This is a genomic window from Micromonospora sp. NPDC049204 (assembly GCF_040647935.1).
Taxonomy (GTDB): domain Bacteria; phylum Actinomycetota; class Actinomycetes; order Mycobacteriales; family Micromonosporaceae; genus Micromonospora.
Window position 1 is genome coordinate 276,937 of record NZ_JBEZDC010000008.1, and the last position, 23,866, is coordinate 300,802.

14 protein-coding genes are annotated in these 23,866 nt (G+C 70.5%); 7 read left to right on the top strand and 7 right to left on the bottom strand.

Going from position 1 to position 23,866, the window contains the following annotated elements; genetic code table 11:
• Positions 1-245: 245 nt before the first annotated feature.
• Positions 246-1,343 carry a lytic polysaccharide monooxygenase gene (locus AB0A90_RS18150; RefSeq protein WP_357248812.1) on the top strand — a complete coding sequence of 366 codons (1,098 nt, stop codon included), beginning with the start codon at positions 246-248 and terminating at the stop codon, positions 1,341-1,343.
• Positions 1,344-1,424: 81 nt separating this feature from the next.
• On the opposite strand, the gene asnB is transcribed toward AB0A90_RS18150, so the two are convergent.
• Positions 1,425-3,386 (bottom strand): asparagine synthase (glutamine-hydrolyzing), encoded by a 1,962-nt coding sequence (gene asnB / locus AB0A90_RS18155; RefSeq protein WP_088951893.1) that lies wholly within the window; start codon positions 3,384-3,386, stop codon positions 1,425-1,427.
• 132 nt (positions 3,387-3,518) lie between these two features.
• Here asnB and AB0A90_RS18160 point away from each other — a divergent pair, with 132 nt between their 5' ends.
• The 3 genes from AB0A90_RS18160 (at position 3,519) to AB0A90_RS18170 (ending at position 9,569) form a co-directional block, all read left to right on the top strand.
• The gene (locus AB0A90_RS18160; protein ID WP_357248700.1) at positions 3,519-5,000 is read left to right on the top strand and encodes an aminopeptidase P family protein; all 1,482 of its coding nucleotides are present in this window, start codon (positions 3,519-3,521) and stop codon (positions 4,998-5,000) included.
• Positions 5,001-5,409: 409 nt separating this feature from the next.
• Complete coding sequence (locus AB0A90_RS18165) at positions 5,410-7,614, top strand: hypothetical protein (protein WP_357248703.1); 2,205 nt, start codon at positions 5,410-5,412, stop codon at positions 7,612-7,614.
• A 302-nt stretch (positions 7,615-7,916) separates the two neighbouring features.
• On the top strand, positions 7,917-9,569 hold the full coding sequence (locus tag AB0A90_RS18170) for a hypothetical protein (RefSeq protein ID WP_357248706.1): 1,653 nt from the start codon (positions 7,917-7,919) through the stop codon (positions 9,567-9,569).
• Positions 9,570-9,641: 72 nt separating this feature from the next.
• Here AB0A90_RS18170 and pulA read toward each other — a convergent pair whose 3' ends face one another.
• From pulA to AB0A90_RS18190, 4 genes are all read right to left on the bottom strand, one after another.
• A complete protein-coding gene (gene pulA / locus AB0A90_RS18175; RefSeq protein WP_357248709.1) occupies positions 9,642-15,137 on the bottom strand; it encodes a pullulanase-type alpha-1,6-glucosidase in 5,496 nt (1,831 codons plus the stop codon).
• A gap of 109 nt (positions 15,138-15,246) precedes the next feature.
• Positions 15,247-15,939, bottom strand: coding sequence for a cellulose binding domain-containing protein (locus AB0A90_RS18180; protein ID WP_357248712.1), 693 nt, complete (start codon positions 15,937-15,939; stop codon positions 15,247-15,249).
• A gap of 93 nt (positions 15,940-16,032) precedes the next feature.
• On the bottom strand, positions 16,033-16,668 hold the full coding sequence (locus AB0A90_RS18185) for a hypothetical protein (RefSeq protein WP_357248714.1): 636 nt from the start codon (positions 16,666-16,668) through the stop codon (positions 16,033-16,035).
• A gap of 225 nt (positions 16,669-16,893) precedes the next feature.
• The gene (locus AB0A90_RS18190; RefSeq protein WP_357248717.1) at positions 16,894-17,670 is read right to left on the bottom strand and encodes a hypothetical protein; all 777 of its coding nucleotides are present in this window, start codon (positions 17,668-17,670) and stop codon (positions 16,894-16,896) included.
• 19 nt (positions 17,671-17,689) lie between these two features.
• Between AB0A90_RS18190 and AB0A90_RS18195 the strand changes: the two genes are divergently transcribed.
• Both AB0A90_RS18195 and AB0A90_RS18200 read left to right on the top strand, forming a co-directional pair.
• A complete protein-coding gene (locus AB0A90_RS18195) occupies positions 17,690-17,878 on the top strand; it encodes a hypothetical protein (RefSeq protein WP_357248815.1) in 189 nt (62 codons plus the stop codon).
• 778 nt (positions 17,879-18,656) lie between these two features.
• A complete protein-coding gene (locus AB0A90_RS18200; protein ID WP_357248720.1) occupies positions 18,657-19,319 on the top strand; it encodes a C39 family peptidase in 663 nt (220 codons plus the stop codon).
• Positions 19,320-19,450: 131 nt separating this feature from the next.
• On the opposite strand, the gene AB0A90_RS18205 is transcribed toward AB0A90_RS18200, so the two are convergent.
• Positions 19,451-20,185: a DedA family protein gene (locus AB0A90_RS18205; RefSeq protein ID WP_357248723.1), complete on the bottom strand. Its 735-nt coding sequence runs from the start codon at positions 20,183-20,185 to the stop codon at positions 19,451-19,453.
• A gap of 251 nt (positions 20,186-20,436) precedes the next feature.
• Between AB0A90_RS18205 and AB0A90_RS18210 the strand changes: the two genes are divergently transcribed.
• Positions 20,437-23,289 (top strand): aconitate hydratase, encoded by a 2,853-nt coding sequence (locus tag AB0A90_RS18210; RefSeq protein ID WP_357248726.1) that lies wholly within the window; start codon positions 20,437-20,439, stop codon positions 23,287-23,289.
• 79 nt (positions 23,290-23,368) lie between these two features.
• Here AB0A90_RS18210 and AB0A90_RS18215 read toward each other — a convergent pair whose 3' ends face one another.
• Entirely contained in the window at positions 23,369-23,842 is a 474-nt protein-coding gene (locus AB0A90_RS18215) for a hypothetical protein (protein WP_357248729.1), read from the bottom strand.
• Between the last annotated feature and the right edge of the window lie 24 nt (positions 23,843-23,866).

The window sequence follows — 23,866 nt, forward strand, 5'->3', positions numbered from 1 at the left end:
GCCGCGCCACCGGTTGCCGGGTTCGACACACGCGAGGGCGCCGGTCCCTGACAGGACCGTTGATGGCACGCGTCCACCGGCTGGGCTTCGCCGGGGCACGTCGCCGTGATCGTCGCACCGCTCATTTCAGCGGGGCGAGCAGGCCACGTCCCGTCCGTTCGCGGCGGGGCGGCTCGGGCGGCGCGCCTCGCGAGTCAGGAGAACCCGTGAACCGTTCCCGTACGGCCGCGTTGCTCACCGCGGCCATGACCCTCGCGCTGGGCGCTGTCGCCCTGGCGTCCAGTCCCCAGCCGGCCGCCGCCCACGGCGCGGCGATGACCCCGGGCAGCCGCACCTACCTGTGCTGGCAGGACGGCAAAAGCCAGACCGGTGAGATCCGGCCGAACAACCCCGCGTGCTCCGCCGCGGTGGCGCAGAGCGGGGCGAACTCGCTCTACAACTGGTTCAGTGTGCTGCGTTCCGACGCTGGCGGCCGCACCACCGGCTTCATCCCGGACGGGCAGCTGTGCAGCGGCGGCGCCACCGGTTTCCGCGGCTACGACCTGCCCCGCACCGACTGGCCCCTGACCCACCTGACCGCCGGGTCGCGGCTGGACTTCAAGTACAGCAACTGGGCGCACCACCCGGGCACGTTCTACTTCTACGTGACCAAGGACAGCTGGAGCCCGACCCGGGCCCTGGCCTGGAGCGACCTGGAGCAGCCGTTCCTCACGGTGACCAACCCGCCGCAGCGCGGCGCGGTCGGCACCAACGACGGGCACTACTACTTCAGCGGCAACCTGCCGTCGGGTAAGAGTGGCCGGCACATCATCTACTCCCGCTGGGTGCGCTCGGACTCGCAGGAGAACTTCTTCGGTTGCTCCGACGTGACCTTCGACGGCGGCAACGGTCAGGTGACCGGGGTGGGTCCGGGTACCGGTTCGCCGTCGCCCGACCCGACGACCCCGCCGCCGGACCCGACCACCCCGCCGCCCAACCCCACCACGCCGCCGCCGGACCCGACGACCCCGCCGCCGAACCCGACCACGCCACCGCCGGGCGGTGACTGCATGGCGGTCTACAAGGTGAGCAGCGCCTGGCAGGGCGGATTCCAGGGCGAGGTCACGATCATGAACCACGGCAGTACGCCGTTCAATGGCTGGACCGCGAGTTGGACCTGGCCGAACGGGCAGGCGATCAGTCAGATCTGGGGCGCCACCCAGACGTCGTCCGGCTCGTCGGTGACGGCGACGAACGTCAATTACAACGGCACAGTCGCACCGGAGGGCACCACCACGTTCGGCTTCCTGGCCAGCAGCACAGGAACGAACGGACTCCCGACGGTCACCTGCGCCCGCAAGTAGCCGCCACCCCCTGAAACGATCAAGAGGTTTGCGTCATCCGGAGTCGTTCCGGTGACGCAAACCTCTTGGTCGTTGTGGGTGTCAGCGGACCATGGAACCGACCACCGGCTTCGTGAGCAGGGCGGACTGGTTGCGCTGGATGCCCGGGTCGAGGGTCTTGGCCACGAAGATCGCGTGCCAGATGCAGAAGATCAGCACCGTCCACACCTTGCGGGAGTGGTCGGCCTCCTCCCGCTTGTGCTCGTCGAGCAGCCGCAGCGCGTACGACAGGTCGAGCAGGTCACCCGCGCCCGAGGTGCTGAGCACGTGCCGGGCCCACTCGTACATCTCGCCGCGCAGCCAGACCCGGGTGGGGGTCGGGAAGCCCAGCTTCTTGCGGTTGACGATGGCCGGCGGCACGACACCCTGCAACGCCTGACGCATGGCGTACTTGGTGGCGTCGGAGCGCGGCGGCAGCTTCAGGTCCACCGGGATCTTCGCCGCGACGTCGAACACCTCGCGGTCGAGGAACGGCACCCGCACCTCCAACGAGTGCGACATCGAGATCCGGTCGGCCTTGACCAGGATGTCGCCGCGCAGCCAGGTGTAGAGGTCGACGTACTGCATCTTGGTGACGTCGTCCAGCTCGGTGCACTCGGCGTAGATCGGGGCGGTGACGTCGGTGTAGCGCACCGAGGGGTCGTAGCGGCGCATCAGGTGCTGCTTCTCCTCCTCGGTGAACATCCGCGCGTTGCCGTAGTAGCGCTCCTCGATCGGGGTGGTGCCCCGCTCCAGGAAGCTCTTGCCCTTGACGCCCTGCGGGATCGCCTTGGAGACCGCGCGCAGACCCTTCTGCACCCCGCCGGGCAGGCCGTTGACGGTGCCCAGCGACAGCGGCTCCCGGTAGATCGTGTAGCCGCCGAAGAACTCGTCCGCGCCCTCGCCGGAGAGCACCACGGTGACGTGCTCGGCGGCCTTCTTGGCCACGAAGTAGAGCGGCACCAGCGCCGGGTCGGCCACCGGGTCGTCCAGGTGCCAGACGATCTTCGGCAGCGCGTCGATCATGTCCTGCGGACCGATCTTGGTGGGGATCGTCGTGACGTCCAGGTGCCGCGCCGACTCCTGGGCGACGTCGATCTCGGAGTAACCCGGGACGTCGTAGCCGACGGTGAAGGTGAGGATGTTCGGGTTGAACTCCCGGGCCAGCGCCACCACCGCGGTCGAGTCGATGCCACTGGACAGGAACGAGCCGACCGGCACGTCGGAGCGCATGTGCATGCGCACGCTCTCCCGCAGCGTCTCCCGGATCTCGTGGTACAGCTTCTGCTCGTCGTCAACCGGCGCCGGCCGGAACACCGGCCGATACCACCGCCGTACGTCGATGCGCCCACCCGGGGTCCAGTTCAGGTACTCCCCCGAGCCGATCCGGCTGATGCCCTTGTGCAGGGTGCCGGGCTCCGGGACGTACTGAAGGGTCAGGTAGTGGCTCAGGTTGGCCGTGTCGACGCCCGCGTCACCCTGGTAGTTGCTGTGCGCGAACGGCAGCAGCGCCTTCTTCTCCGACGCCAGGTAGAGGCCGTCGGCGGTCTCCAGGTAGTGCATCGGCTTGATGCCGAAGTAGTCGCGGGCACCGAACGCGCGCCGCTCCTGCCGGTCCCAGATGACGAAGGCGAACATGCCCCGCAGCCGGGTGAGCACCTGCTCACCCCAAAAGTGGTAGCCGGCGACGATCACCTCGCCATCACCGGCGGTGGCGAACTGCGCGCCGAAGTTCCTGATCAACTCCTCGCGCAGCTCGATGTAGTTGTAGATCTCACCGTTGAAGGTGAGCAGGTAACGGCCGTTCGCGTAGGGCAGCGGCTCGTGGCTCGACGCGACGTCGATGATGGCCAACCGCTTGTGGGCGAACACGCCGTCCGCGTACCGGCCGGAAGCGTCGCCGACCACCTCGACCCCGGTCTCGTCGGGGCCGCGGTGGTGCAGGCATTCCAACGCTCCGGCGATGTGGTCGCGATGCGCTGCGGCGTTGCCGTTCGCGCTGAAGAAGGCCAGAAGTCCGCACATGGTGGCCATCTTTCCACGCGCGCTGTCGGCCCTTGCAGCCGTCCGTCGATCCACCCGACTCCCGGGGGCGTCAGCGCGAACCGGGGCGCGCGGTACCGTCGGGATCAGCAACGAGGCGGAGGGAGCGGCGCAATGACCGAGGGACAAACCGACGGTACGCCGACGGACGGCACGGAATCGCACGATCCGGACTTCCCGGAGGCGTTCCTGTCCTTCATGCGGCAGGGCTGGCGCGACACCGCGCTCCCCGTGTCGCCCCGGCCGGAGACGCCGAACTACGCCAAGCGGCGCGCCGCGCTCTCGGCGGCCTTCCCCGGCGAGACGCTCGTCATCCCCACCGGCACCGAGAAGGTCCGGGCCAACGACACCGACTACCCGTTCCGGCCGGGCAGTGACTTCGCCTACCTGACCGGCGACCACGACGCCGACAGCGTGCTGGTGCTGCGCCCCAACGGCTCCGGGCACGACGCGACGCTGTACATGCGGCCCCGATCGTCCCGGGAGACCGACGAGTTCTTCCGCAGCCGCAACGGCGAGCTGTGGGTGGGCCGGCGGCACACGCTCAGCGAGAAGTCGACCGAGCTGGGCCTGCCCACCGCCGACCTGACCGGCCTGGAGGCGACCCTCGCCGACCTGGCGCCGGGGCGTACCCGGGTGTTGCGCGGTTTCGACGCCCAGGTGGACGCGGCCGTCCGCGCCTACGACGGCCCGCGCGCCGAGGGCCAGCCGGCCCGCGACCGGGAGCTGGCGATCGCCATCTCGGAGATGAAGCTGGTCAAGGACGAGTGGGAGATCGGCCAACTCCAGGACGCGATCGACGCCACCGTCCGCGGCTTCGAGGACGTGGCCCGGATCCTCCCGGCCGACCGCGCGGTGTCCGAGCGGCTCCTGGAGGGTGTCTTCGCGCTGCGGGCCCGGCACGACGGCAACGACGTCGGGTACAGCTCGATCGTCGGCGCCGGCGAGCACGCCACGATCCTGCACTGGGTGCACAACCACGGCGCCACCCGCCCGGGTGACCTGCTGCTGATGGACATGGGCGTCGAGGGCCGCAACCTCTACACCGCCGACGTCACCCGGGTCCTGCCGGTCAACGGCCGGTTCACCGCGCTGCAACGCCAGGTCTACGACATCGTGTACGCCTCGCAGCAGGCCGGCATCGACGCCATCCGTCCCGGAGTGACGTTCAAGGACGTCCACCTGACCTGCATGCGGGTGCTCGCCGAGGGCCTGTCCGAACTGGGCCTGCTGCCGGTGAGCGTGGACGAGGCGATGGACGAGAAGTCGACCGTCTACCGGCGGTGGACGCTGCACGGCTTCGGCCACATGCTCGGCATCGACGTGCACGACTGCTCCAACGCCCGCAAGGAGACCTACCGCGACGGCGCGCTGGGCGAGGGCTACGTGCTCACCGTCGAGCCCGGCCTGTACTTCCAGCCGGAGGACGAGCTGGTCCCCGCCGAGCTGCGCGGCGTGGGCATCCGGATCGAGGACGACGTACTGGTCACCGCGTCCGGCGCGGTGAACCTGTCGGCCGGGCTGCCCCGCACCTCCGACGAGGTGGAGACCTGGCTGGCCGAGCAGCGTGAGGCCGGCCCCCGCCTGCCCGGCTGACCGTCGCACCAGCCCCGCCGCCCGACCACCGCACCGGCGCCGCCGCCAGCCGACCACCGGCCCGGCGACGCCGGTGCGCTGTTGTCGACGAGCTCCGGCCCAGCGCCGGTGCGCCGGTGTTGAAGACCTCCGGCCCGGCCCAGCGCCGGTGCGCCGGTGTTGACAAGACCTCCGGCTCGGCCAAGCACCGTGCTGCGCCGCCCGGGTAGCGGCAGCCCGCACCCGTGGCGGCCGACCACTCCCGTGATCCACTCGGCTTCACGGAAACCGCCCCATCCAGGCCGCACGGACACCGCCCTGTACTGAAACCCGAGTGGATCACGCCCGTGGGCACGCCTGCGGCGTGGTCGGCGGGCGGCACGTGGGTCGGCGGGCGGCACGTGGATCGGTGGGCGTTGCCTGTCCCGCGATGGCGGTGACATTCGCCCGTCAGAGCCGCCTTTGCGCTGCTCACGCCCTTTTCACCGGCCCGGACCGCCTGCCCGGCCTCATCCGGCCTGCGCCAAATGCGGGGTTATCTCGGATAAGTCCGCGTCGCGAAGATGGTTCTCATACGGTGGGGATCAGAGGCTGCAACCCATTTGTAGCTGGTCGTGGCGCCTCGGGCGGTGCGATCCCGTCTGGTAGCAGGAGAGGGCGGAAGGCTCTGATGTCCAACGACGTAACGAGTACCGACGGCGGGGCCTCGACAGCTCCGCCGACACGACGACGGCGGGCGCTGTGGGTCGCCGGCGTTGCCGGGTTGACCGGCGTGGTCGGCCTGGCGGCCCTCGGCGGTGTGGCCGCCCGGGATGACAAGCCCAAATCCGACCAGGTGTCCGACGCGCAGCCGTCGACCAACCGGCAGAACGTCAGCGACGCTGGCGGCGCGGACGAGAACGGCGCCAAGGAAACCGACGCTCAGGACCACGAGTGGGGCGGCGACGACTGGAGCGGCTTCGACGACCGGTCCGGCGACGACAAGCGCCAAGGCGACAAGCGCCAGGACGACAAGCGCGACGAGAAGGACCGCGGCAGGCAGGTCCCGTGCGACACCGACAAGCTGATCCAGGCGATCACCTTCGCCAACAACGAGGACGGCGGCGTGTTGGATCTGGCCAAGGGCTGCACCTACACGCTGACCCGTAACCAGGACGGCAACGGCCTTCCGGTGATCACCGAGAACATCACCCTGAAGGGCGAGCACACCACCATCGGCCGGGAGGCCACCGCCGACGAATTCCGCATCCTCAACGTCGGCCCCGGCGGGCGCCTCACCCTCAAGGGCCTGAGCATCAGGGGCGGCCAGACCCTGCAGTCCCCGATAACCGCCGACCCGGCGGCGGTCTGGGCGCCGTACTCGGCTCTGGCCCGCTCCACCGCCACCGGCACGGCAGCGAAGCCCGCACCGGCACCGGCGACGAAGGCAGCACCGGCGACCAAGGCAGCACCCGCCGCCAAGGCCGCCGCACCAGCGGCCAAGGGGGCACCAGCCGCCAAGGGGGCACCAGCCAAGCCCGCCGCAACAACAGCGGCCAAGGCGGCAGCGAAGCCCGCCGCGACAACGGCCGCCAAGGCAGCACCCGCCGAGGCACCCGCGGCCAAGGCGGCACCCGCCGAGGCACCCGCGGCCAAGGCGGCATCAGCAACCAAGGCCGGACCGGCCACGGCAGCGGCAACAACGGCCGTCAAGGCCGCACCGGCCATGCCCGTGCTGGCGAAGCCGGCGCCGGCCGGGTCGGCGGTGACGCCGCTGGTCGAGGAGCCCGGGTTCACCGACGGTGCCGGGGTGCTGGTGCAACCCGGTGGTCGGGCCGAGATCCTGGACAGCGAGTTGCTCTACAACCAGTCCGGTAGCAACGGCGGTGGGCTGGCCAACTTCGGCAGCACCAGGCTCAGCAAGACGACGGTCGCGCACAACACCGCCTTCTTCGCCGGCGGCGGCATCTTCAACGCCGGCGTACTCCAGGTCGACGAGTCGAAGATCAAGGACAACACCGCGATCATCGGTGGCGGTGGCATCTCCAACGGCGCGCCGGCGATCCGCAGCGAGGGTGTTGTGGGCGGTTCGGTCTGGGTCTACAAGAGCGAGGTCACCGACAACGAGACGCTCGGCTTCGGCGGCGGCGTGCTGGATGTCGAGGGCACCACGACGCTGCACCAGACGACGGTCGGTGACAACACCGCGGCGCTCGAGGGTGGTGGCATCGCGGTGGCGGACAGCCAGCTCACCCTCAAGGACGCCACGGTGGTCAGGAACAGCACCGCTCGCGAGGGTGGCGGCCTGTTCGTGAGCTCCGACAGCGTCGCGACGATCGAGAGCAGCAGGATCAAGGACAACACCTCGATCTTGTGGGGCGCCGGCCTCTACAACGACGACGGCGTCACCACGCTGCGCGACAGCGAAGTGGTGGGCAACCGGGCCGTCGGTCCGATCGCCCGCGGCGGCGGCATCGTCAACGCCGACGGGAGCGAGGTCAGACTCCACCGGACGACTGTGGCGCACAACTTCTCCACCCTTGAGCCGGGGGGCATCTTCAACAGCTTCGGCGGCACCGTGACGCTTGATGACGAGTCCGCGGTCACCGCCAACCGCCCGACCAACTGCTTCAACGTTTCGGACTGCTTCGCCTGATCGGGTGGGGCTGAACCACATAGAGAGGTACGCCCCTCCGTGCCGTCACCGGCTCGGAGGGGCGTACCCGTTTTGGCAGGTCAAGAGGGTTCTACGGCCGTCCTGGGCGGCAGTGGGTCCGGCGGGGTGTCCCGGCCCTTCCCGACGCAACATGAACCGAATGTGGGGTTCTCTCGGATAAGCCCGCGAGGCGAGGAACCTTCTCATACGGTGGTTTTGGGAGCTACAACCGATTTGTAGCAGGGGACACCCGTCTGACGGCGGCGACCCTGTCTGGTACGAGGAGAGGGCAGAGAGCTCCGATGTCCAACTACCTAACGAACAACGAAGCCTCCGGGCGGGCGACGGCCAAGCGCCGCCGCAAGCTCTGGCTCGCCAGTGGCGTGGCCGGTTTGACGGGCGTGATCAGTCTCGCGGCGGTTGGCGTCGCGGGCAGCGCCGGAGCGGTCGGCCTGAACTGGAACACCGCGCAGGTCAGCAAGGACGGCGACCAGCGGGGTGACGAGGCACGCGACTGGGACAAGGACGAGGACCGGAACAAGGACCGGGACAAGGACAAGGACAAGGACCGGGACAAGGACCACGAGCGCGGGAAGGAGGTGCCCTGCGACACCGACAAGCTGATTCAGGCCATCGTGTTCGCCAACAACAAGCACGGCGGTGTGCTGGAGCTGGCCAAGGGCTGCACCTACAACCTGACCCGCAACGACTACGAGGGCAACGGCCTTCCGGTGATCACGGAGCACATCACCCTCAAGGGTGAGCACACCACGATCTCCCGGGAAGCCACGGCCGACTACTTCCGCATCCTCAACGTCGGCGCCGGTGGTCACCTCACCATCAAGGGCCTGACCATCAAGGGTGGCCAGACCCTCGAGCTGGAGAACGGCGTCGAGCCGGCCGCGGTCTGGGCGGCCTACTCGGACTCCGAGGCGCTCGCCGCGCAGGTGAAGGCGGGCACCCCGTTGGCCCAGGCGCTCAGCACCCGACAGGCCAACCCGAAGGCAGGCCTGAAGGCCGCGCCGAAGGTCACCAAGAAGGTCACGCCGGGCGTCGTCACGCCGCTCGTCGAGGAGCCGGAGGAGAACGACGGCGCCGGCATCCTGGTCCAGCCGGGCGGCACCGCCGAGATCCTGGAGTCCGAGGTCGTCCTGAACCAGTCCGGCGGCAACGGCGGCGGTGTGGCCAACTTCGGCACCACGAAGATCTGGCACAGCACCGTCACCCGTAACACCGCCTTCTTCTTCGGTGGCGGTGTCTTCAACGCCGGCCTGCTCAAGGTCGAGGAGTCGAAGATCACCGACAACACCGCCGTCATCGGTGGTGGCGGTATCTCCAACGGCGCCGCGGAGATCTTCACCGACGACGTCAACGGTGGGACCGTCGAGCTCAAGAAGGCCGAGATCACCGACAACGAGACGCTCGGCTTCGGCGGCGGCTACCTCGACATCGAGGGCAACACCACGGCGTACGAGACGAAGTTCGCCTCGAACACCGCGGTCCTCGCCGGTGGCGGCCTCGCGGCGGCGGACAGCCAGCTCAACCTGCACCACGTCGTGATCGAGAAGAACAGCACCGCCGGTGTCGGTGGTGGTGTGGCCATCGCCTTCGACAGCGCGGTCACGTTCGAGAAGAGCGCCGTCAAGGACAACACCGCCGGCTTCTTCGGCGGCGGGCTCTTCAACGCTGGCAGCGTCACCACGCTGCGCGACAGCGAGGTCGTCGGCAACCGGGCCGTGGGTCCGATCGGGGTCGGCGGCGGCATCTTCAACATCTTCGGCGAGGTCAACCTGTCGAAGACGAAGGTCGCCCACAACTTCTCCACCTTCGAGCCGGGCGGTGTCTTCAGCTTCTTCGGAGAGGTGAACGTGGACGACAAGTCCGCCATCACCGCGAACCGTCCGACGAACTGCCTGGCCATCCCGGGCGGCAGCATCGAGAACTGCTTCGCCTGATCGAAGAGGTAGCGCCAGCACAACGCACCGGCCCCCTTCCGCGCCACGCGGAAGGGGGCCGGTTCACGTTCACTACCTCTGGACGAACACCGCCACGCTGCGCGCCGGGACGCTGAACGTGCCGGCCGCCCGGTCGAACGAGGCGGTACGCAGCACCGGATCGGCCGAGTCGACGAGCACCGGGTGCAGCGCCACATCCGCACCGCGCAGGTCGGCCACCGTCTGCGTCGCCGTCTCCGGGGTGCCGTTGAAGACGACAGTCACCGACTGCCACGCCCCGCCCAGCCCCCGGGCGTCCAGCGTCATGGTCAGCACGCCCGGCGTCTCCTGCTCCCCGGACAGCGGGAACGCCACCCGCCGCTGCACCTGCTCGGCGGTGGCCAGCCCGAACACCGGCGACGACGCCCGGATGCGCAGCAACTCGGCGTACCGGGCGTTCGTGGTGTTGATCGCCGCGCAGTCCGGCACCAGCGCCGGGTCCGCCAAGAGCGGCAACGCGTACGACCACTTGTCCTCGTTGTCGGGCGCGGGCGGCAGACCGGCGCCGAACCCGTTGCCCCGTTCACAACCCCAGCGGATCTGGTTGAACCAGTCACCGGAGTTGAACGAGTTGCGGTCCAGCGACTTCGACCGCAGCCGCTCGGTGCCGGCGGTGACGAACCCGGTGCCCTGCCCCAGCACCACGCTGCCCAGGGCCAGCACCTGCATCCGGGAGCGGTCCGCCGCCGAGGTGGCCTGCGGCAGCTTGTACGCCAGCGCGTCGTACAGGATCTCGTTGTCGTGCGCGTCGACGTAGGTGACGGCCTCCCCCGGCGCGGCGGTGTAGCCGGCCGGGGAGCCGTTGTAGTCCACCTGCTCCCCGGTGACCTGCCGCCCGGCGGTGTCGGTGAACCGGTAGCCGCGCAGGTTGCCGGTCAGCCCCACCTTGATCAGGTCGTGGGCGTGCAGCAGGCGGGCCTTCTGCTCGGCCGGTGACCCGTTGACCGTGTCGCCGTTCGGGTCGGTGTAGAGCCCGGACGCGAAGCCCTGCACCCGTGGGTTGGTGTCGAACGGCCCGCCGCCGCGCACCGCGTCGCGCAGCCGGTCGTTGAAGGTGCCGATGCCGGTGCCGGCCATGTTGGCCTGGGTGGCCTGGACGAACCGGGCGTCGTTGGCGACCTCGCCGAAGTTCCAGCCCTCGCCGTAGAGCAGGATCGACCGGCCGTCCACGCCGTCGCGGGCGACGGTCAGCCGGTCCAGCGCCGCGCGGACGGCCAGGATGTTCGCCTTCGGGTGGTGACCCATCAGGTCGAACCGGAAGCCGTCCACCTTGTACTGCCGCGCCCAGGTGACGAGCGAGTCCACGACCAGCTTGCCCATCATGGCGTGCTCGGGAGCGGTGTTGGCGCAGCAGGTGGAGTTGGCGACCGTGCCGTCCTCCAGCAACCGGTGGTAGTAGCCGGGCACGATCTGGTCGAGCACCGACTTCGGGTCGGTGCCGGCCGCGGCCGTGTGGTTGTAGACCACGTCCATGACGACCCGCAGGCCGGCGTCGTTCGCCCCGGCGACCATCCGCCGGAACTCGGTGGTCCGCGCCGCCCCGGCCGGGTCGACGGCGTAGCCGCCCTCGGGCACGGTGTAGTGCAGCGGGTCGTATCCCCAGTTGTAGCCGTCGGTGTCGGCGACCGCCGCCACGCACTTCTGCTGTTCGGCGGAGTCCGGCGGGAGCGCGGCCAGGTCGCAGGCGGGTTGACGCTGGTCGGCCCGCCGCTCCGGGATCGTCGCGAAGTCGAACGCCGGCAGCAGGTGCAGGTGGCTGACACCGGCGTCACCGAGGGCCTTCAGGTGGGTCATGCCGGCGGTCTTCGGGTCGGTGAAGGCGAGGAACGTCCCCCGCCGCTCGGCCGGCACGGTCTCGTCGGCGATGGAGAAGTCCCGCACCGACAGCTCGGTGATCTGCGCCTTCGCCGGGGGCACCGGAGCCGGTTTGCGCAGCGTCCGCCAGCCCGCCGGGGCCAGCGCCGGGTCGTTCAGGTCGACCAGCTGGCTGTGCGTGGAGTCCGCGGCGAGGGCCACCGAGTACGGGTCGGTCACCGCCGCGGTGACCATCTTCTGCGCGGCGGGCTGCCACGCCCGCACCTGGTACCGGTAGTACTTCCCGGCCCAGCTCTGGTCGCCGCGCGCCGACCACACACCGGTGCGGTCGTCGCGCCGCATCGGCACGGTCCTCGGCGCGGCGGTGGGCGAGTCGAACAGCTGCAACGCCACCGTCCGCGCGGTCGGCGCCCACAGCGCGACGCTCGGCGTCCGGCCCGCGAACGTCGGCCCGAGGGTGGCGTCGGCGGCCCGCGCGTACACGTCGTCGAGCACCCCGGGGATCTGCACGCCGGTCGCCGCGAGCAGGGCACCCTCCGCGTCGCGCTCGGTCACCAGCACCTGCCCCCGCAACGCCGCCGGGACCTTGGCCAGGTCGCCCCGGTCCAGGGCGAAGCTGCGGTACGACCACAGGTGCGGGAACCTCGCGCGCTGGGCCTCGGTGAGCCCGTTGCGCTGCGCCCGCAACGGCAACGTCGTGTACGTCCCGGTCAGCTCCCCGTCGGCCACGCCGACCCCGCCCTCGGGCGCGACGACGAGCGCGTACGTCCTGCCGTCGGTCGGCGACGTCTGCCACGCCACGGTGGACCTGTCGATCCAGTGTGCCTTCTGCTTGCCGATGTCGGTGTCCCCGCTGGCGGTGGTCGTCGTCGTCGGCAGCAACCGGCCCGGCGTGGCGGCGAGCAGCCACACCTCCCGGCCCGCGCCGGCCAGGTCGAGCCGCTGATCGTCGGGCAGGTCCTTGGTGTCACCGTTGTGGATGATGTAGTTCAGCGCGCTCGCGCCGGCCGCCAGCGGCACCTGGAACACCGCCCCGAACGCGTCGGTCCGGACGGGCTTCAGCGGCGTCGACCACTCGGTCGGGTTGGCCGCGCCGTCCCACACGTGCAGGCCCCAGCCGTCGTAGGTGTTGTCGGCCCGCCGGTAGTGGATCACCGCGGTGCCCTCCTCGACCGGCGGGTCCGGCTCACCGGTGGCTGCCTGCCGGGTCGGGTAGATCGTCGGGTCGCCCTGTTTGAGCCAGATCTCCCCGGTGGAGGTGACGTCGATGCTGCGGTCCTGGGCGACGTCCTTCGTACCAGCCTTGTCGACGACCAGGAAGTTCACCGACGTCGCGCCCGGCTTGAGTTTCACCCACGCGAACCGGCCGTAGGTGTCCTCTCCCGCGAACGGCTGCCCGCTGGGCCACTCGGTGACGTACGCCGGGTCGATGTCACCCCAGGCGTACAGCCCCCAGTCGTCGTACCCACCCGCGGGGCGCTGGTAGTGCACCACCGCCCAGTCCCGCGAACCGCCGGGCGGGGGCGTACCCACGGTGGCGGTGGACCGGGCCGTCGCGGTGCGGCCCCGGCCGTCGCGGACCACCGCCCTGTACTCGATCCGGGTGCCGCCGGCCAGGCCGGTCAGGTCGTGCTGCACGGTGTACGGCGCGTGGTCCGCGCTGCCCAGCAACGTCCACCGCCCACCCGCGACCCGGGCGGCGACGGTGACGGTGGCGAGGGGGTCACCTGTCACCTGGGCGGTGACCGCGGCCCGGGTGGCGACCGGCGCGTCCGGGGCCGGGCTGGTGATGGTGACGGTCGGCTTGCCGGCCGCCTGCGCGATGGGGGTGCCGGCCCGGTACACCACCGCCGACAGCGGCGGCACGGTCAGGCTCAGCTTGCCGTCGGCGCCGGCCGTGGCAGTCTGGCTGCCGCCGTAGATGCCGGTGAAGGTTGCGCCGGCCGACCAGGTGTCCACGGTGACAGTCTGCGCGGTGTCGGCGTTGTTCACCGCCACCACGTACTCGGTCCGGTCGGCGGGGGCGATCCGGGACGCGGCGAACACGCCCGGGCCGTCGGCGGCGTACCGGGTGACCTGCACACCGTCGCGCAGCCCGGGGTGCGCCTGGCGCAGCCGGCCCAGCTCGGCGATCGTCCGGTACAGCGGGTGGCCGGTGTCGAACTGGTCGCTGGCGTGGGTGCGGTCGGTGCCGAGCAGGTCGTCGTCGAGGTAGTCGGGCACCTTCGACGCGAACATGTCCTGCCGGGCGTCCTTGTCCCCGCCGGGTCCGGTGAAGCCCTGCTCGTCGCCGGAGTAGATCACCGGTTGACCCCGGGTCAGGAACATCAGCTGGTGCGCGAGCTGGTCGCGGCGCAGGTGGCTGGCCGGGTCGGTGCCACCGCCGGCGATGAACGACCCGATCCGGCCCATGTCGTGGTTGCCGAGGAAGGTGGGCGACCGGCCCGCGTCGGTGTCCCGGGCGGCGTAGAGGTCGTCGCGGGCGTACACGTCGGCGAGCGCCTTCGCCGAGCCGGCGCCGGCGGTGTAGCCGCGCGCGGCCTCCTGGAAGGCGAAGTCGAGAGTCGCCGGCAGGCCACCCTGCCGCACGTAGCGGGAACTGACCTCCGGGTCGGCGCTGTACACCTCACCGAACATGAAGAAGTCCTTCTTGCCGGCCTTCTCGGCGGCCCGCTCGATGCCCTGGCTGAACTGCGGCCAGAACTCCATGTTGACGTGCTTCACGGTGTCCAGCCGGAACCCGTCGACGCCGATCGCGCCAATCCAGTCCCCGTACGCCTTGGTCATCCCCCGGACCACCTCGGGCCGCTCGGTCCACAGGTCGTCGAGGCCGAAGAAGTCGCCGTACTCGCTGTTCTCGCCCGCGAAGGTCGAGTCCCCCCGGTTGTGGTACATGGTCGCGTCGTTCAGCCACGCCGGAACCTTGACGCTCGCGTCACCCGGCTCCGGAAGGACCGGGGTGTACGGGAAGGACTCCTTGTCGACCGGCGGGAACGCGCGGCTGCCGTCCGCGTAGTGGCGATCCTCGAACGCCCGCCCCTGCGCGTCCGTGTACGGCGAGGTCGCCTTGTCCACGTACGCGTACGTGTCCTCGGCGTACTTGATCACGTCGGCGGTGTGGTTGACGATCACATCGAGGTAGATCTTGATGCCGCGCCGGTGGGCGAGCGTGACCAGCCGCTTCATCTCCTCGTTGGTGCCGAAATGCGGGTCCACCTGGGTGAAGTCGGTGATCCAGTAGCCGTGGTAGCCGGCCGAGATGTCGTTGCCGGCACCCTGCACCGGCCGGTTCTTGAAGACCGGGGCGAGCCAGATGGCCGTGGTGCCCATCCCCTGGATGTAGTCCAACCTGTCGATGACGCCCTTGAGGTCACCGCCGTGGTAGAAGCCCTTGTCGGTCGGGTCGAGCCCGGTCCGCAACCGGTCACCGGTCAGCCCGCCCGGGTCGTTGCGGGGGTCACCGTTGGCGAAGCGGTCCGGCAGGACGAAGTAGAACTGCTCGGCGCGCGCCGGGTTGTCGCCCGCCTTGAGCAGCGCCTCGGCGGTGGGTTCGGCACGCCACTGCGCGGCGCCGGTGGGGGCGAACACGGCGGCGTCGGACGACCGGACAGCGGCGGCGGCCGGATGCGCGGCGACCGGAGTGCCGACGAGCGTGAGGGTGAGCAGGGGGACGAGGGCCAGCAGGGCGGTGCGCGGTATCGGCGTGGGTCTCATCGACGCCTTCCTCTGGTCGTGATGCGCCGCACGCTAACCCTTGCCGAAACATTCTGCAATGCCTTGCAAACATGGTCGTAACACAGCAGCATCCTTGCGGAAGCGCCGCTCAGAATCCGCTACAGCGCACCCCGTCGACAGTGCACTCACGGGGGGTGCTGGAGGTCCGCTCCAGGTGGAACCGCAACGACACCGACCCGCCGGGCCGCACGTCCACCCCACTGACGTAGGTGAAACCGTCGCCCGACTGACGAAGCGTCCCCTGTGGCACGCCCTCCACCCAGGTGGTCACCAACCGCCCACCGGAGAACTCCAACCGGACCGTCCACCCACGACTCTGCGAGGACCGGTTGACCATCGACACCTCGCCGATGAAACCCCCGTCGAAGCTCTGCACCACCCGGTACCGCCCACTCATCGCCGGCTGCCCCTGCGGAGCCCGACTCGGTGACCGCGTCACCACCGGCCCACTCCCCGTCGCGCCGACAGACGGGCCGACCGACGGCGACCCCGCCGACGCGCTCGTCGGCAGCCCGCTCGCCCGCCCGGACAACCCCGGCCGCACCGGCGGAGGCGACGACGCCGGGCCGGGAGCGCTCGGCAACCCCACCCCCGTGGGCAGCGGCACCACCGGGGGCACCGGCGCGCCGTCCGGCGCGGGACTACGCCCCCGGTACGCGCCCAGGGCCATGAAGAGCAGGACCACCATCACGAGGACACCAACGCCCACCACGATCCAGGGCGACGACACGATCGCGGCCCGACCGTGCGACAGCCACGGGGCACGACGCATTCCGGACATGTACCTCCCTCAGCGCACCGTCCGGGCAGCCTAGCGATCGGCGGCCGGAGCCGGAAGCGCCAACGACACGCCCCGCCGCGGCACCCTCCCGGCTCAGCCGAGCCGGCAGTCGACCCCGTTGATCGTGCACCGGAGCGGCCGCTGCGCCGACTCACCCCAGCCGACCCGCAGCCGCACCGTCCGAGAGTCACCCGCCTCCAGCGAACGCGTGCCACGCACCACGAACTCGCCGTTCCCCCGGCCCCGCACCGAGACACCCGAGTCGTCAGTGGCCCGCAGAGCCCACAGGTCGTCGTCGAACGCCAACTCCACCGACCAGTCCACCGACCGACCCGACTCGTTCACGATCGACAGCACCGCGGCGTCGCCGTCCCAGCCGTTCTCACCGACCTGGTACCGGGCACCCACCGTGCCGTTCGTCGGCGTGACCGGCACGACCGGCGCCGCCGGCGCACTCGTCCGCGCCGGAGTCGGCGAACTGGTCACGGTGGTGGCCCGCGGCGACGGCGTCCGACCACTGCGCGACGGTCGCGGCGACACCGAGCGCCGCTCCACCGCGGCCGAACTTGGCCCACCGGTGGCCGACGAGGCAGCCGGCACGGTCGGCAGGAACACCGTGGGTGCGGCCCGCGGCGCGACGTCCCGCTCCCTGGTCCGGAACGACAGCAGCGCGATCACCAGGAGCACCACCAGCGCACACACACCGAGCAGCACCACGACCCACGGCATCGATGCCAACACCCGCGCCGCTCGTGTCCCTGCCGCACCGTCCGGCCGCACCGCCATCAGGTCTCCCCTCGTCCCCACCGACGCGACAGCGTAGCCAGCACCGCACCCACCGGAAACCCGGCGGGTACGGATCGCGCCAACCGGCCGGCAGGCCACGGAAAACGGCTCGACTCCACCGACGATCCCGGTGGGTCGCGCCCGGCCCAGGCCCCCCGAGGTCACACGTCAGCGCGGCGGCACCCGCACCTCGATTTCGGCACCCAGTCGGGCATCCGCGGCCAACCCCAGGTCGTCACCGCTCCAGAACCGCCCCGGGTCGTACCAGTTCGGACGCCGACCCGCCGGCAGCAACCCCATCGCCTCGTAGGTCACCGCCACCACCTCGGCGCAGTACGCCGTCTCCAGCGCCCGATCCCGCTCCCCGGCCGAGCCAGTCGGGTTGCCGGAGGTGGCCGAGTTGGCGTGGGTGGCCGAGTTGCCCTGGGGAGCCGGGCTGCCCGGGTTGCCCTCGGTGGCCGGGGCTGGCCGAGATCCTGGCCGGCCGGGGAGCGCCAGCGCGGACAGGCGGGGGCGCGGCAGCGACGGCACCCGACCACGCACCCAGCGCCACGCCAACTGCGCCGTCGACGGGAACGGCGTGCCGTCCAACCGCGCGATCGTCCGCAGCACCGCCTGCTCCATCTCGCCGTCGGCAGGCGGATCGAGTTGCCGCAGCCAGGCCCGTTGGCCGTACCGGTTGGCCCAGACGCAGACCGCGTCGCGCAGGTCGTGCAGTTGGACGCCGCGCTGGTGGGTGCCCGACCACAGATCCGGCAACGACCTGCCCAGCTCCGCGTGCCACATCAACGGCGGCATGTCGTCCAGCACGACCGCCATCCCGACGTGGTTGACCGGGCTGTTGGTAATGGACTGGATCGCCCGGTCCGGCACGCTGCGACCCCGGAACACCCACACGTCGCCGGTACGGGTCAGCTCGACGGCCTCATCCAGGCTGATGCTCATGAGGGACTAGCCTAGGCCGATGCGGCAAGGATTGCGGTGGTGGAAGGTCCTCGGTCTGGCCGGCCTCGCTGGCGTGGCGGCCTCCGGCGTGGTCATCGCGCGGGCCGAACGGCGTCGGCGCGCGTACACCCCGGAGGAAATTCGGCAGCGCCTGCGGGAACGTCACGCCCAGGCCGGCGACGCCGCGAAGTCCGCAGACGGCGCCTGACCACCGACCCCGCCCCTCCCGGTGGACGTCCGCCGCGAGGTGACATCTCTGCCCGGGTCCTCGGGCTCGGGCTCGGGCTCGGGTTGATCGTGCTCGGGTTGATCGTGCTGGATCCTGGTTGTAGTGGTCTCCTGCGCGCGGTGAGGGGCCTGTTTCCTGGATCGAGCACGATCATGGGGTGGGTGTCATCGCCGGGTGTGTCGGAGGCGGTGTCCGGTGTCGCCACCGTGGTCACAACCGGCGCAACATCAGGGAGAACTGCCGCCCCGCTGCGACCTGAGGCAGCACTTTCCCTGATCGTGCGCGGATCGTGCTGTGCGCCGGTTGGGGTGCCCGGGGCGGGGTGTCCGGTTCCGGGGGTGTCGGGGTGAGGTGGGTGTCCGGTTTCGCCCCCCCCCCCCGTGTCCTGGGGTTGGGGTCACCCTCGCGGCGGAATCGGTGGCCGGGCGGGGTCGTTATACCTGGCAGACCACCGCAGCAGTCAGGCCCACCGCAGCAGTCAGGGTCGCGAGGCGCGGCTCCGGCCGGGAACATCCGTCCGGCCGCCCCGGTTACATCCCCCGCACGGCCGAGTAGCACCACCGGCCAACCCCCGGGCAGGCGGAATGCGCCACCCCCGGTGGGAGGCGGAATGACCCGCCACCGCGAACGGTTACACCCTGTCCCGACGCCGACCCCTGCGGGTCGCCGGGCAAGAACCCCCCCCTCGCACTTCCCCGCACGATCACCCACCCCCGGGTGTGGTGTGGGCACCCCCGATGCAGAGGAGCACGCCATCATGCGTACCGATCTGATCCGTAAGACCGCCCTGACCGCCGCCGGCCTCGCCTTCACCGGCGGCGCCATCGCCGGACCCGTCACCACCGCGTTCGCCGCGCCGAGCACCGACAAGCCCACCACCCAGACCCAGAACGACCGTAAGGGTCACGGTGAGCGCGAACTGGGCGTGCGCTACGAGGCGCAGCCGAACTTCTACTACTGCGGCCCCGCCGCCACCCGAAACGCGTTGAGTGTGCAGGGCAAGAACATCAACGTCGACGACATGGCCAAGGAAATGGGCACCACCGAGGCCGGCACCAACAGCATCAACGACATCACCCCGGTCCTGAACAAGGAAACCGGCAAGAACGACGCCTACCACAGCGTGGAGATCAGCAGCCCCGACGCCGACGCCAAGCAGACCGACCGGCTACGCGCCGACATCGTCACGACCGTCGACGACGGCCGGGCCGTGGTCGCGAACATCGCCGGCACCAGCACCGACACCGACGGTGTCACCCACTCCTACGAGGGCGGGCACTACATCAGCGTCGTCGGCTACCGCGACAACGGCACCACCGTCAAGATCGCCGACTCCGCCGACCCCAACACCGCCTCCTACTGGATCACCGTCGAGCACCTCGCCGACTGGATCGCCACCCGCGGCTACGCCACCAGCTGACCCACACACACCACCACCGCTTACACCGAAGGGCCGGACCCCACCACGGGGGACCGGCCCTTCGGCATGTGCGTCAGCGCGTCCTCAACCAGCAGCACCGAAGACGATGAGCCGTCCCGGCCGCCAGCGGCTCAGCCAGCCGGCGGGCCGACGGACCGCGCTGGCTCGGCGTCCCCCGCCCGCTCGGCGTCCACTGCTGGCTCGGCGTCCACTGCGGGCTCGGCGTCCACTGCGGGCTCGGCGTCCACTGCGGGCTCGGTCGCCTCGATGCGGTGCGCTCGTCGGCGCAGCCACCAGGTGCTGGCCAGACCGGCGAGCACCGCGAGAACCAGCCCGGCCCAGGAGATGTCCTTGAGCCAGTGCTCGGCCGCCCGGCCCACGCTGAACAACAGGTAGGTGGTACCGAACGCCCAGACCAGCCCACCGGCGGCGTTGGCCAGCAGGAATCGCCGGTACGGCACGTGCAGTGCCCCGGCGAGCGGGCCGGCCAGGATCCGCAGCAGCGCGACGAAGCGGCCGAAGAACACAGCCCAGACGCCGTAACGGGCGAAGCTCTGCTCGGCTCGGACGAGTTGGGCGGGTCCGAGATGGCGGGGGAACCGCCGGCCCAGTCGGGCCAGCAGTGGACGACCACCGCGACGGCCGACCGCGTACCCGATGGAGTCACCGACGATCGCACCGGTGGCCGCGGCGGTGGCCACCCACTCCGGTTCGACCACGCCCGTGGCGGCGAGCAGTGCGCTGCTGACCAGGACGATCTCACCCGGCAGAGGGATGCCCATGCTCTCCACGCCGATAACGCCGCCGACCAGCAGGTATACCGCGATCGGTGGCAGCGACACGAGCCAGTGCTGGACGTCGAACACGGTTGACCCCTTCTCCGACCGGCCTCGAACCCTACCCGCGGCCGGCTGGCCCGGTGGCCCTCCGCACCTCCCGCAAGCCGTCCTAGGAGGCTAGGGGTGAGGGTGGGCTGGAGGCCGACACTCGGGTTGCGCAAATAGCAAGACGGACGTACGGTTTTGTTAAGAGCGTGATCGGGCGGTAAGTGTCACCTAACCTCGGCGGTACCCCGACCGGTGCGACAGACTGCTCAGGACTACTTACGGTCGCTGGTGTGAAGGAGTACGACGTGGCGAGCCTCGACACCTTCGGTGCGAAGACCCAGCTACGCGTCGGAGACGCGAGCTACGAGATTTTCAAGATTGACAAGGTGGACGGCCACGCGCGGCTGCCGTACAGCCTGAAGATCCTGCTGGAGAACCTGCTGCGGACCGAGGACGGCGCGAACATCACCGCCGACCACATCGAGCAGCTCGGCGCGTGGGACTCCAGCGCCGCCCCGAGCGTCGAGATCCAGTTCACCCCGGCGCGGGTGCTCATGCAGGACTTCACCGGCGTGCCCTGCGTGGTCGACCTGGCCACCATGCGCGAGGCCGTGCGAGACCTGGGCGGCGACGCCACCAAGGTCAACCCCCTCGCCCCGGCCGAGCTGGTCATCGACCACTCGGTGATCGCCGACCTGTTCGGCCGCGAGGACGCGTTCGCCCGCAACGTGGAGCTGGAGTACGAGCGCAACAAGGAGCGTTACCAGTTCCTGCGCTGGGGCCAGACCGCGTTCAACGAGTTCAAGGTCGTCCCGCCGGGCACCGGCATCGTGCACCAGGTCAACATCGAGTACCTGGCCCGCACCATCATGGAGCGCGGCGGCCAGGCGTACCCGGACACCGTGGTCGGCACCGACTCGCACACCACGATGGTCAACGGCCTGGGTGTGCTGGGCTGGGGCGTCGGCGGTATCGAGGCCGAGGCCGCGATGCTCGGCCAGCCGGTCAGCATGCTGATCCCCCGCGTGGTGGGCTTCAAGCTCTCCGGTGAGATGCCGGCCGGCACCACCGCCACCGACCTGGTGCTGACCATCACCGAGATGCTGCGCAAGCACGGCGTGGTCGGCAAGTTCGTCGAGTTCTACGGCCCCGGCGTGAGCGCCGTACCGCTGGCCAACCGGGCCACCATCGGCAACATGTCCCCGGAGTACGGCTCGACCGTGGCGATCTTCCCGATCGACGCGGAGACGGTCCGCTACCTGGAGCTGACCGGTCGCGACGCCGCGCAGGTCGCTCTCGTCGAGGCGTACGCCAAGGAGCAGGGCCTCTGGCACGACCCGAACCACGAGCCGGACTACTCGGAGCGCCTGGAGCTGGACCTCGGCACCATCGAGCCGTCGCTCGCCGGCCCGAAGCGCCCGCAGGACCGGGTGCCGCTGGGCAGCGCCAAGACGCTGTTCCGCTCGGCGCTGACCGACTACGTCTCCGACGACTCGGTCGGCGAGCGTGACTTCAAGCCGGGCGTTCCCCGCGAGGAGCTGCCGCGCGGTGCCAACGGCCCGGCCGACGAGGCCAGCGCCGAGTCCTTCCCGGCCAGCGACCCGCCGGCCAACGAGTTCAGCGACCCGGCCGACGAGCCGCGTGACCTGGAGACCGCGGCGGTCGGCGCGGGCGGTCGGGCCAGCAAGCCGGTACGGGTCACCGGCGCCGACGGTGTCGAGTACGAGTTGGACCACGGCGCCGTGGTGATCGCCGCGATCACCTCCTGCACCAACACGTCCAACCCGCAGGTGATGATCGGTGCCGCGCTGCTGGCGCGGAACGCCGTCGACAAGGGCCTGAGCCGCAAGCCGTGGGTGAAGACCACCCTGGCACCGGGCTCGAAGGTCGTCATGGACTACTACGAGCGGGCCGGCCTCACCCCGTACCTGGACAAGCTCGGCTTCAACCTGGTCGGCTACGGCTGCACCACCTGCATCGGCAACTCGGGGCCGCTGCCCGAGGAGGTGTCCGCCGCGGTCAACGAGCACGACCTGTCGGTCGTCTCGGTGCTGTCGGGCAACCGGAACTTCGAGGGCCGGATCAACCCGGACGTCAAGATGAACTACCTGGCGTCCCCGCCGCTGGTGGTCGCGTACGCGCTCGCCGGCACCATGGACATCGACCTGGCCAACGAGCCGATCGGTGAGGACACCGAGGGCAACCCGGTCTACCTGCGGGAGATCTGGCCGAACAGCACCGAGATCCAGGACGTCATCGCCCAGGCGATCGGCGCGACCGGGTTCAGTGCCGCGTACGCCGATGTCTTCGCCGGCGACGAGCGGTGGCAGTCGCTGCCCACCCCGACCGGCGACACCTTCGCCTGGGAGAGCGACTCCACCTACGTGCGCAAGCCCCCGTACTTCGAGGGCATGCAGCAGGAGCCGAGCCCGGTCGTGGACATCGCCGGCGCGCGGGTGCTGGCGAAGCTGGGTGACTCGGTGACCACCGATCACATCTCGCCGGCCGGCGCGATCAAGGCCGACTCTCCGGCCGGCACGTACCTCGCCGAGCACGGCGTGCCGCGCCACGAGTTCAACTCGTACGGTTCCCGGCGGGGCAACCACGAGGTGATGATCCGGGGCACCTTCGCCAACATCCGGCTGCGCAACCAGCTGGTCCCCGGCGTGGAGGGTGGCTTCACCGTCAACCACCTCACCGGCGAGCAGACCTCGATCTACGACGCCTCCGTCGCCTACCAGGAGGCCGGCATCCCGCTGGTCGTGCTGGCCGGCAAGGAGTACGGCTCGGGTTCGTCGCGAGACTGGGCTGCCAAGGGCACGATGCTGCTGGGTGTGCGGGCGGTCATCGCCGAGTCGTACGAGCGGATCCACCGCTCCAACCTGATCGGCATGGGCGTGCTGCCGTTGCAGTTCCCGGTCGACGTCACCGCCGAGTCGCTCGGTCTCACCGGCACGGAGACGTTCACCATCACCGGGGTGACCGCCCTCAACGACGGGGACACCCCGCGCACGGTGCAGGTCAGCACCGACACCGGCGTGGAGTTCGACGCGGTGGTGCGGATCGACACCCCCGGTGAGGCGGACTACTACCGGCACGGCGGCATCCTGCAGTACGTGCTGCGCCGCATGATCGCCAACTGATCGCGTACGGCTGGTCGAGGGCCGCTTCCCGCTCCGGCGGGGGGCGGCCTTCGCCGTTCAAGCCGGGGAAGGTTCGCGGTCAGAGCGCCCGGAGTCGCTCGTCTATCGCCGCATCCACCTGCTGGACCTCGTAGCCACGTAACCGCCGCCGCAGGGTGGCCGCCCGCAGCGCGTCGCGCGCGGCAGCCCGCAACACGGTGCTGTCGGCGGCCAGAGCCCCATCGACCTCGGCGAAGAGACTCTCGACCTGACGCATGTCATAACCGCGCAGAGCAACCACGAACGGCAACGGCGTGGTGGCAACTGGTCGCGCCGGTTGGCTCCGGGTGCCCGGAAGCGCGAGTGCGGCCAGCCGTTGGGCTATCGCCGCATCCACGTCCCGGGGGGCGTAGCCCCGTATCCGCCGCCGCAGGGTGGTCGCCCGCAGCGCGTCCCGCGCGGCAGCCCGCAACACAGCGCTGTCAGCAGCCAGAGCCCCATCGACCTCAGCGAAGAGACTCTCGACCTGACCCATGTCATAACCGCGCAGGGTAACGACGAACGGCAACGCCATGTGGCCACCATATCGATAGCCGCT

Bases quoted from the DNA above. Each gene is read 5' to 3' on its own strand.
- AB0A90_RS18150 (WP_357248812.1), top strand. From the start codon at position 246: ATGACCCTCGCGCTGGGCGCTGTCGCCCTGGCGTCCAGTCCCCAGCCG.
- asnB (WP_088951893.1), bottom strand. From the start codon at position 3,386: ATGTGCGGACTTCTGGCCTTCTTCAGCGCGAACGGCAACGCCGCAGCG.
- AB0A90_RS18160 (WP_357248700.1), top strand. From the start codon at position 3,519: ATGACCGAGGGACAAACCGACGGTACGCCGACGGACGGCACGGAATCG.
- AB0A90_RS18165 (WP_357248703.1), top strand. From the start codon at position 5,410: ATGGCGGTGACATTCGCCCGTCAGAGCCGCCTTTGCGCTGCTCACGCC.
- AB0A90_RS18170 (WP_357248706.1), top strand. From the start codon at position 7,917: ATGTCCAACTACCTAACGAACAACGAAGCCTCCGGGCGGGCGACGGCC.
- pulA (WP_357248709.1), bottom strand. From the start codon at position 15,137: ATGAGACCCACGCCGATACCGCGCACCGCCCTGCTGGCCCTCGTCCCC.
- AB0A90_RS18180 (WP_357248712.1), bottom strand. From the start codon at position 15,939: ATGTCCGGAATGCGTCGTGCCCCGTGGCTGTCGCACGGTCGGGCCGCG.
- AB0A90_RS18185 (WP_357248714.1), bottom strand. From the start codon at position 16,668: ATGCCGTGGGTCGTGGTGCTGCTCGGTGTGTGTGCGCTGGTGGTGCTC.
- AB0A90_RS18190 (WP_357248717.1), bottom strand. From the start codon at position 17,670: ATGAGCATCAGCCTGGATGAGGCCGTCGAGCTGACCCGTACCGGCGAC.
- AB0A90_RS18195 (WP_357248815.1), top strand. From the start codon at position 17,690: ATGCGGCAAGGATTGCGGTGGTGGAAGGTCCTCGGTCTGGCCGGCCTC.
- AB0A90_RS18200 (WP_357248720.1), top strand. From the start codon at position 18,657: ATGCGTACCGATCTGATCCGTAAGACCGCCCTGACCGCCGCCGGCCTC.
- AB0A90_RS18215 (WP_357248729.1), bottom strand. From the start codon at position 23,842: ATGGCGTTGCCGTTCGTCGTTACCCTGCGCGGTTATGACATGGGTCAG.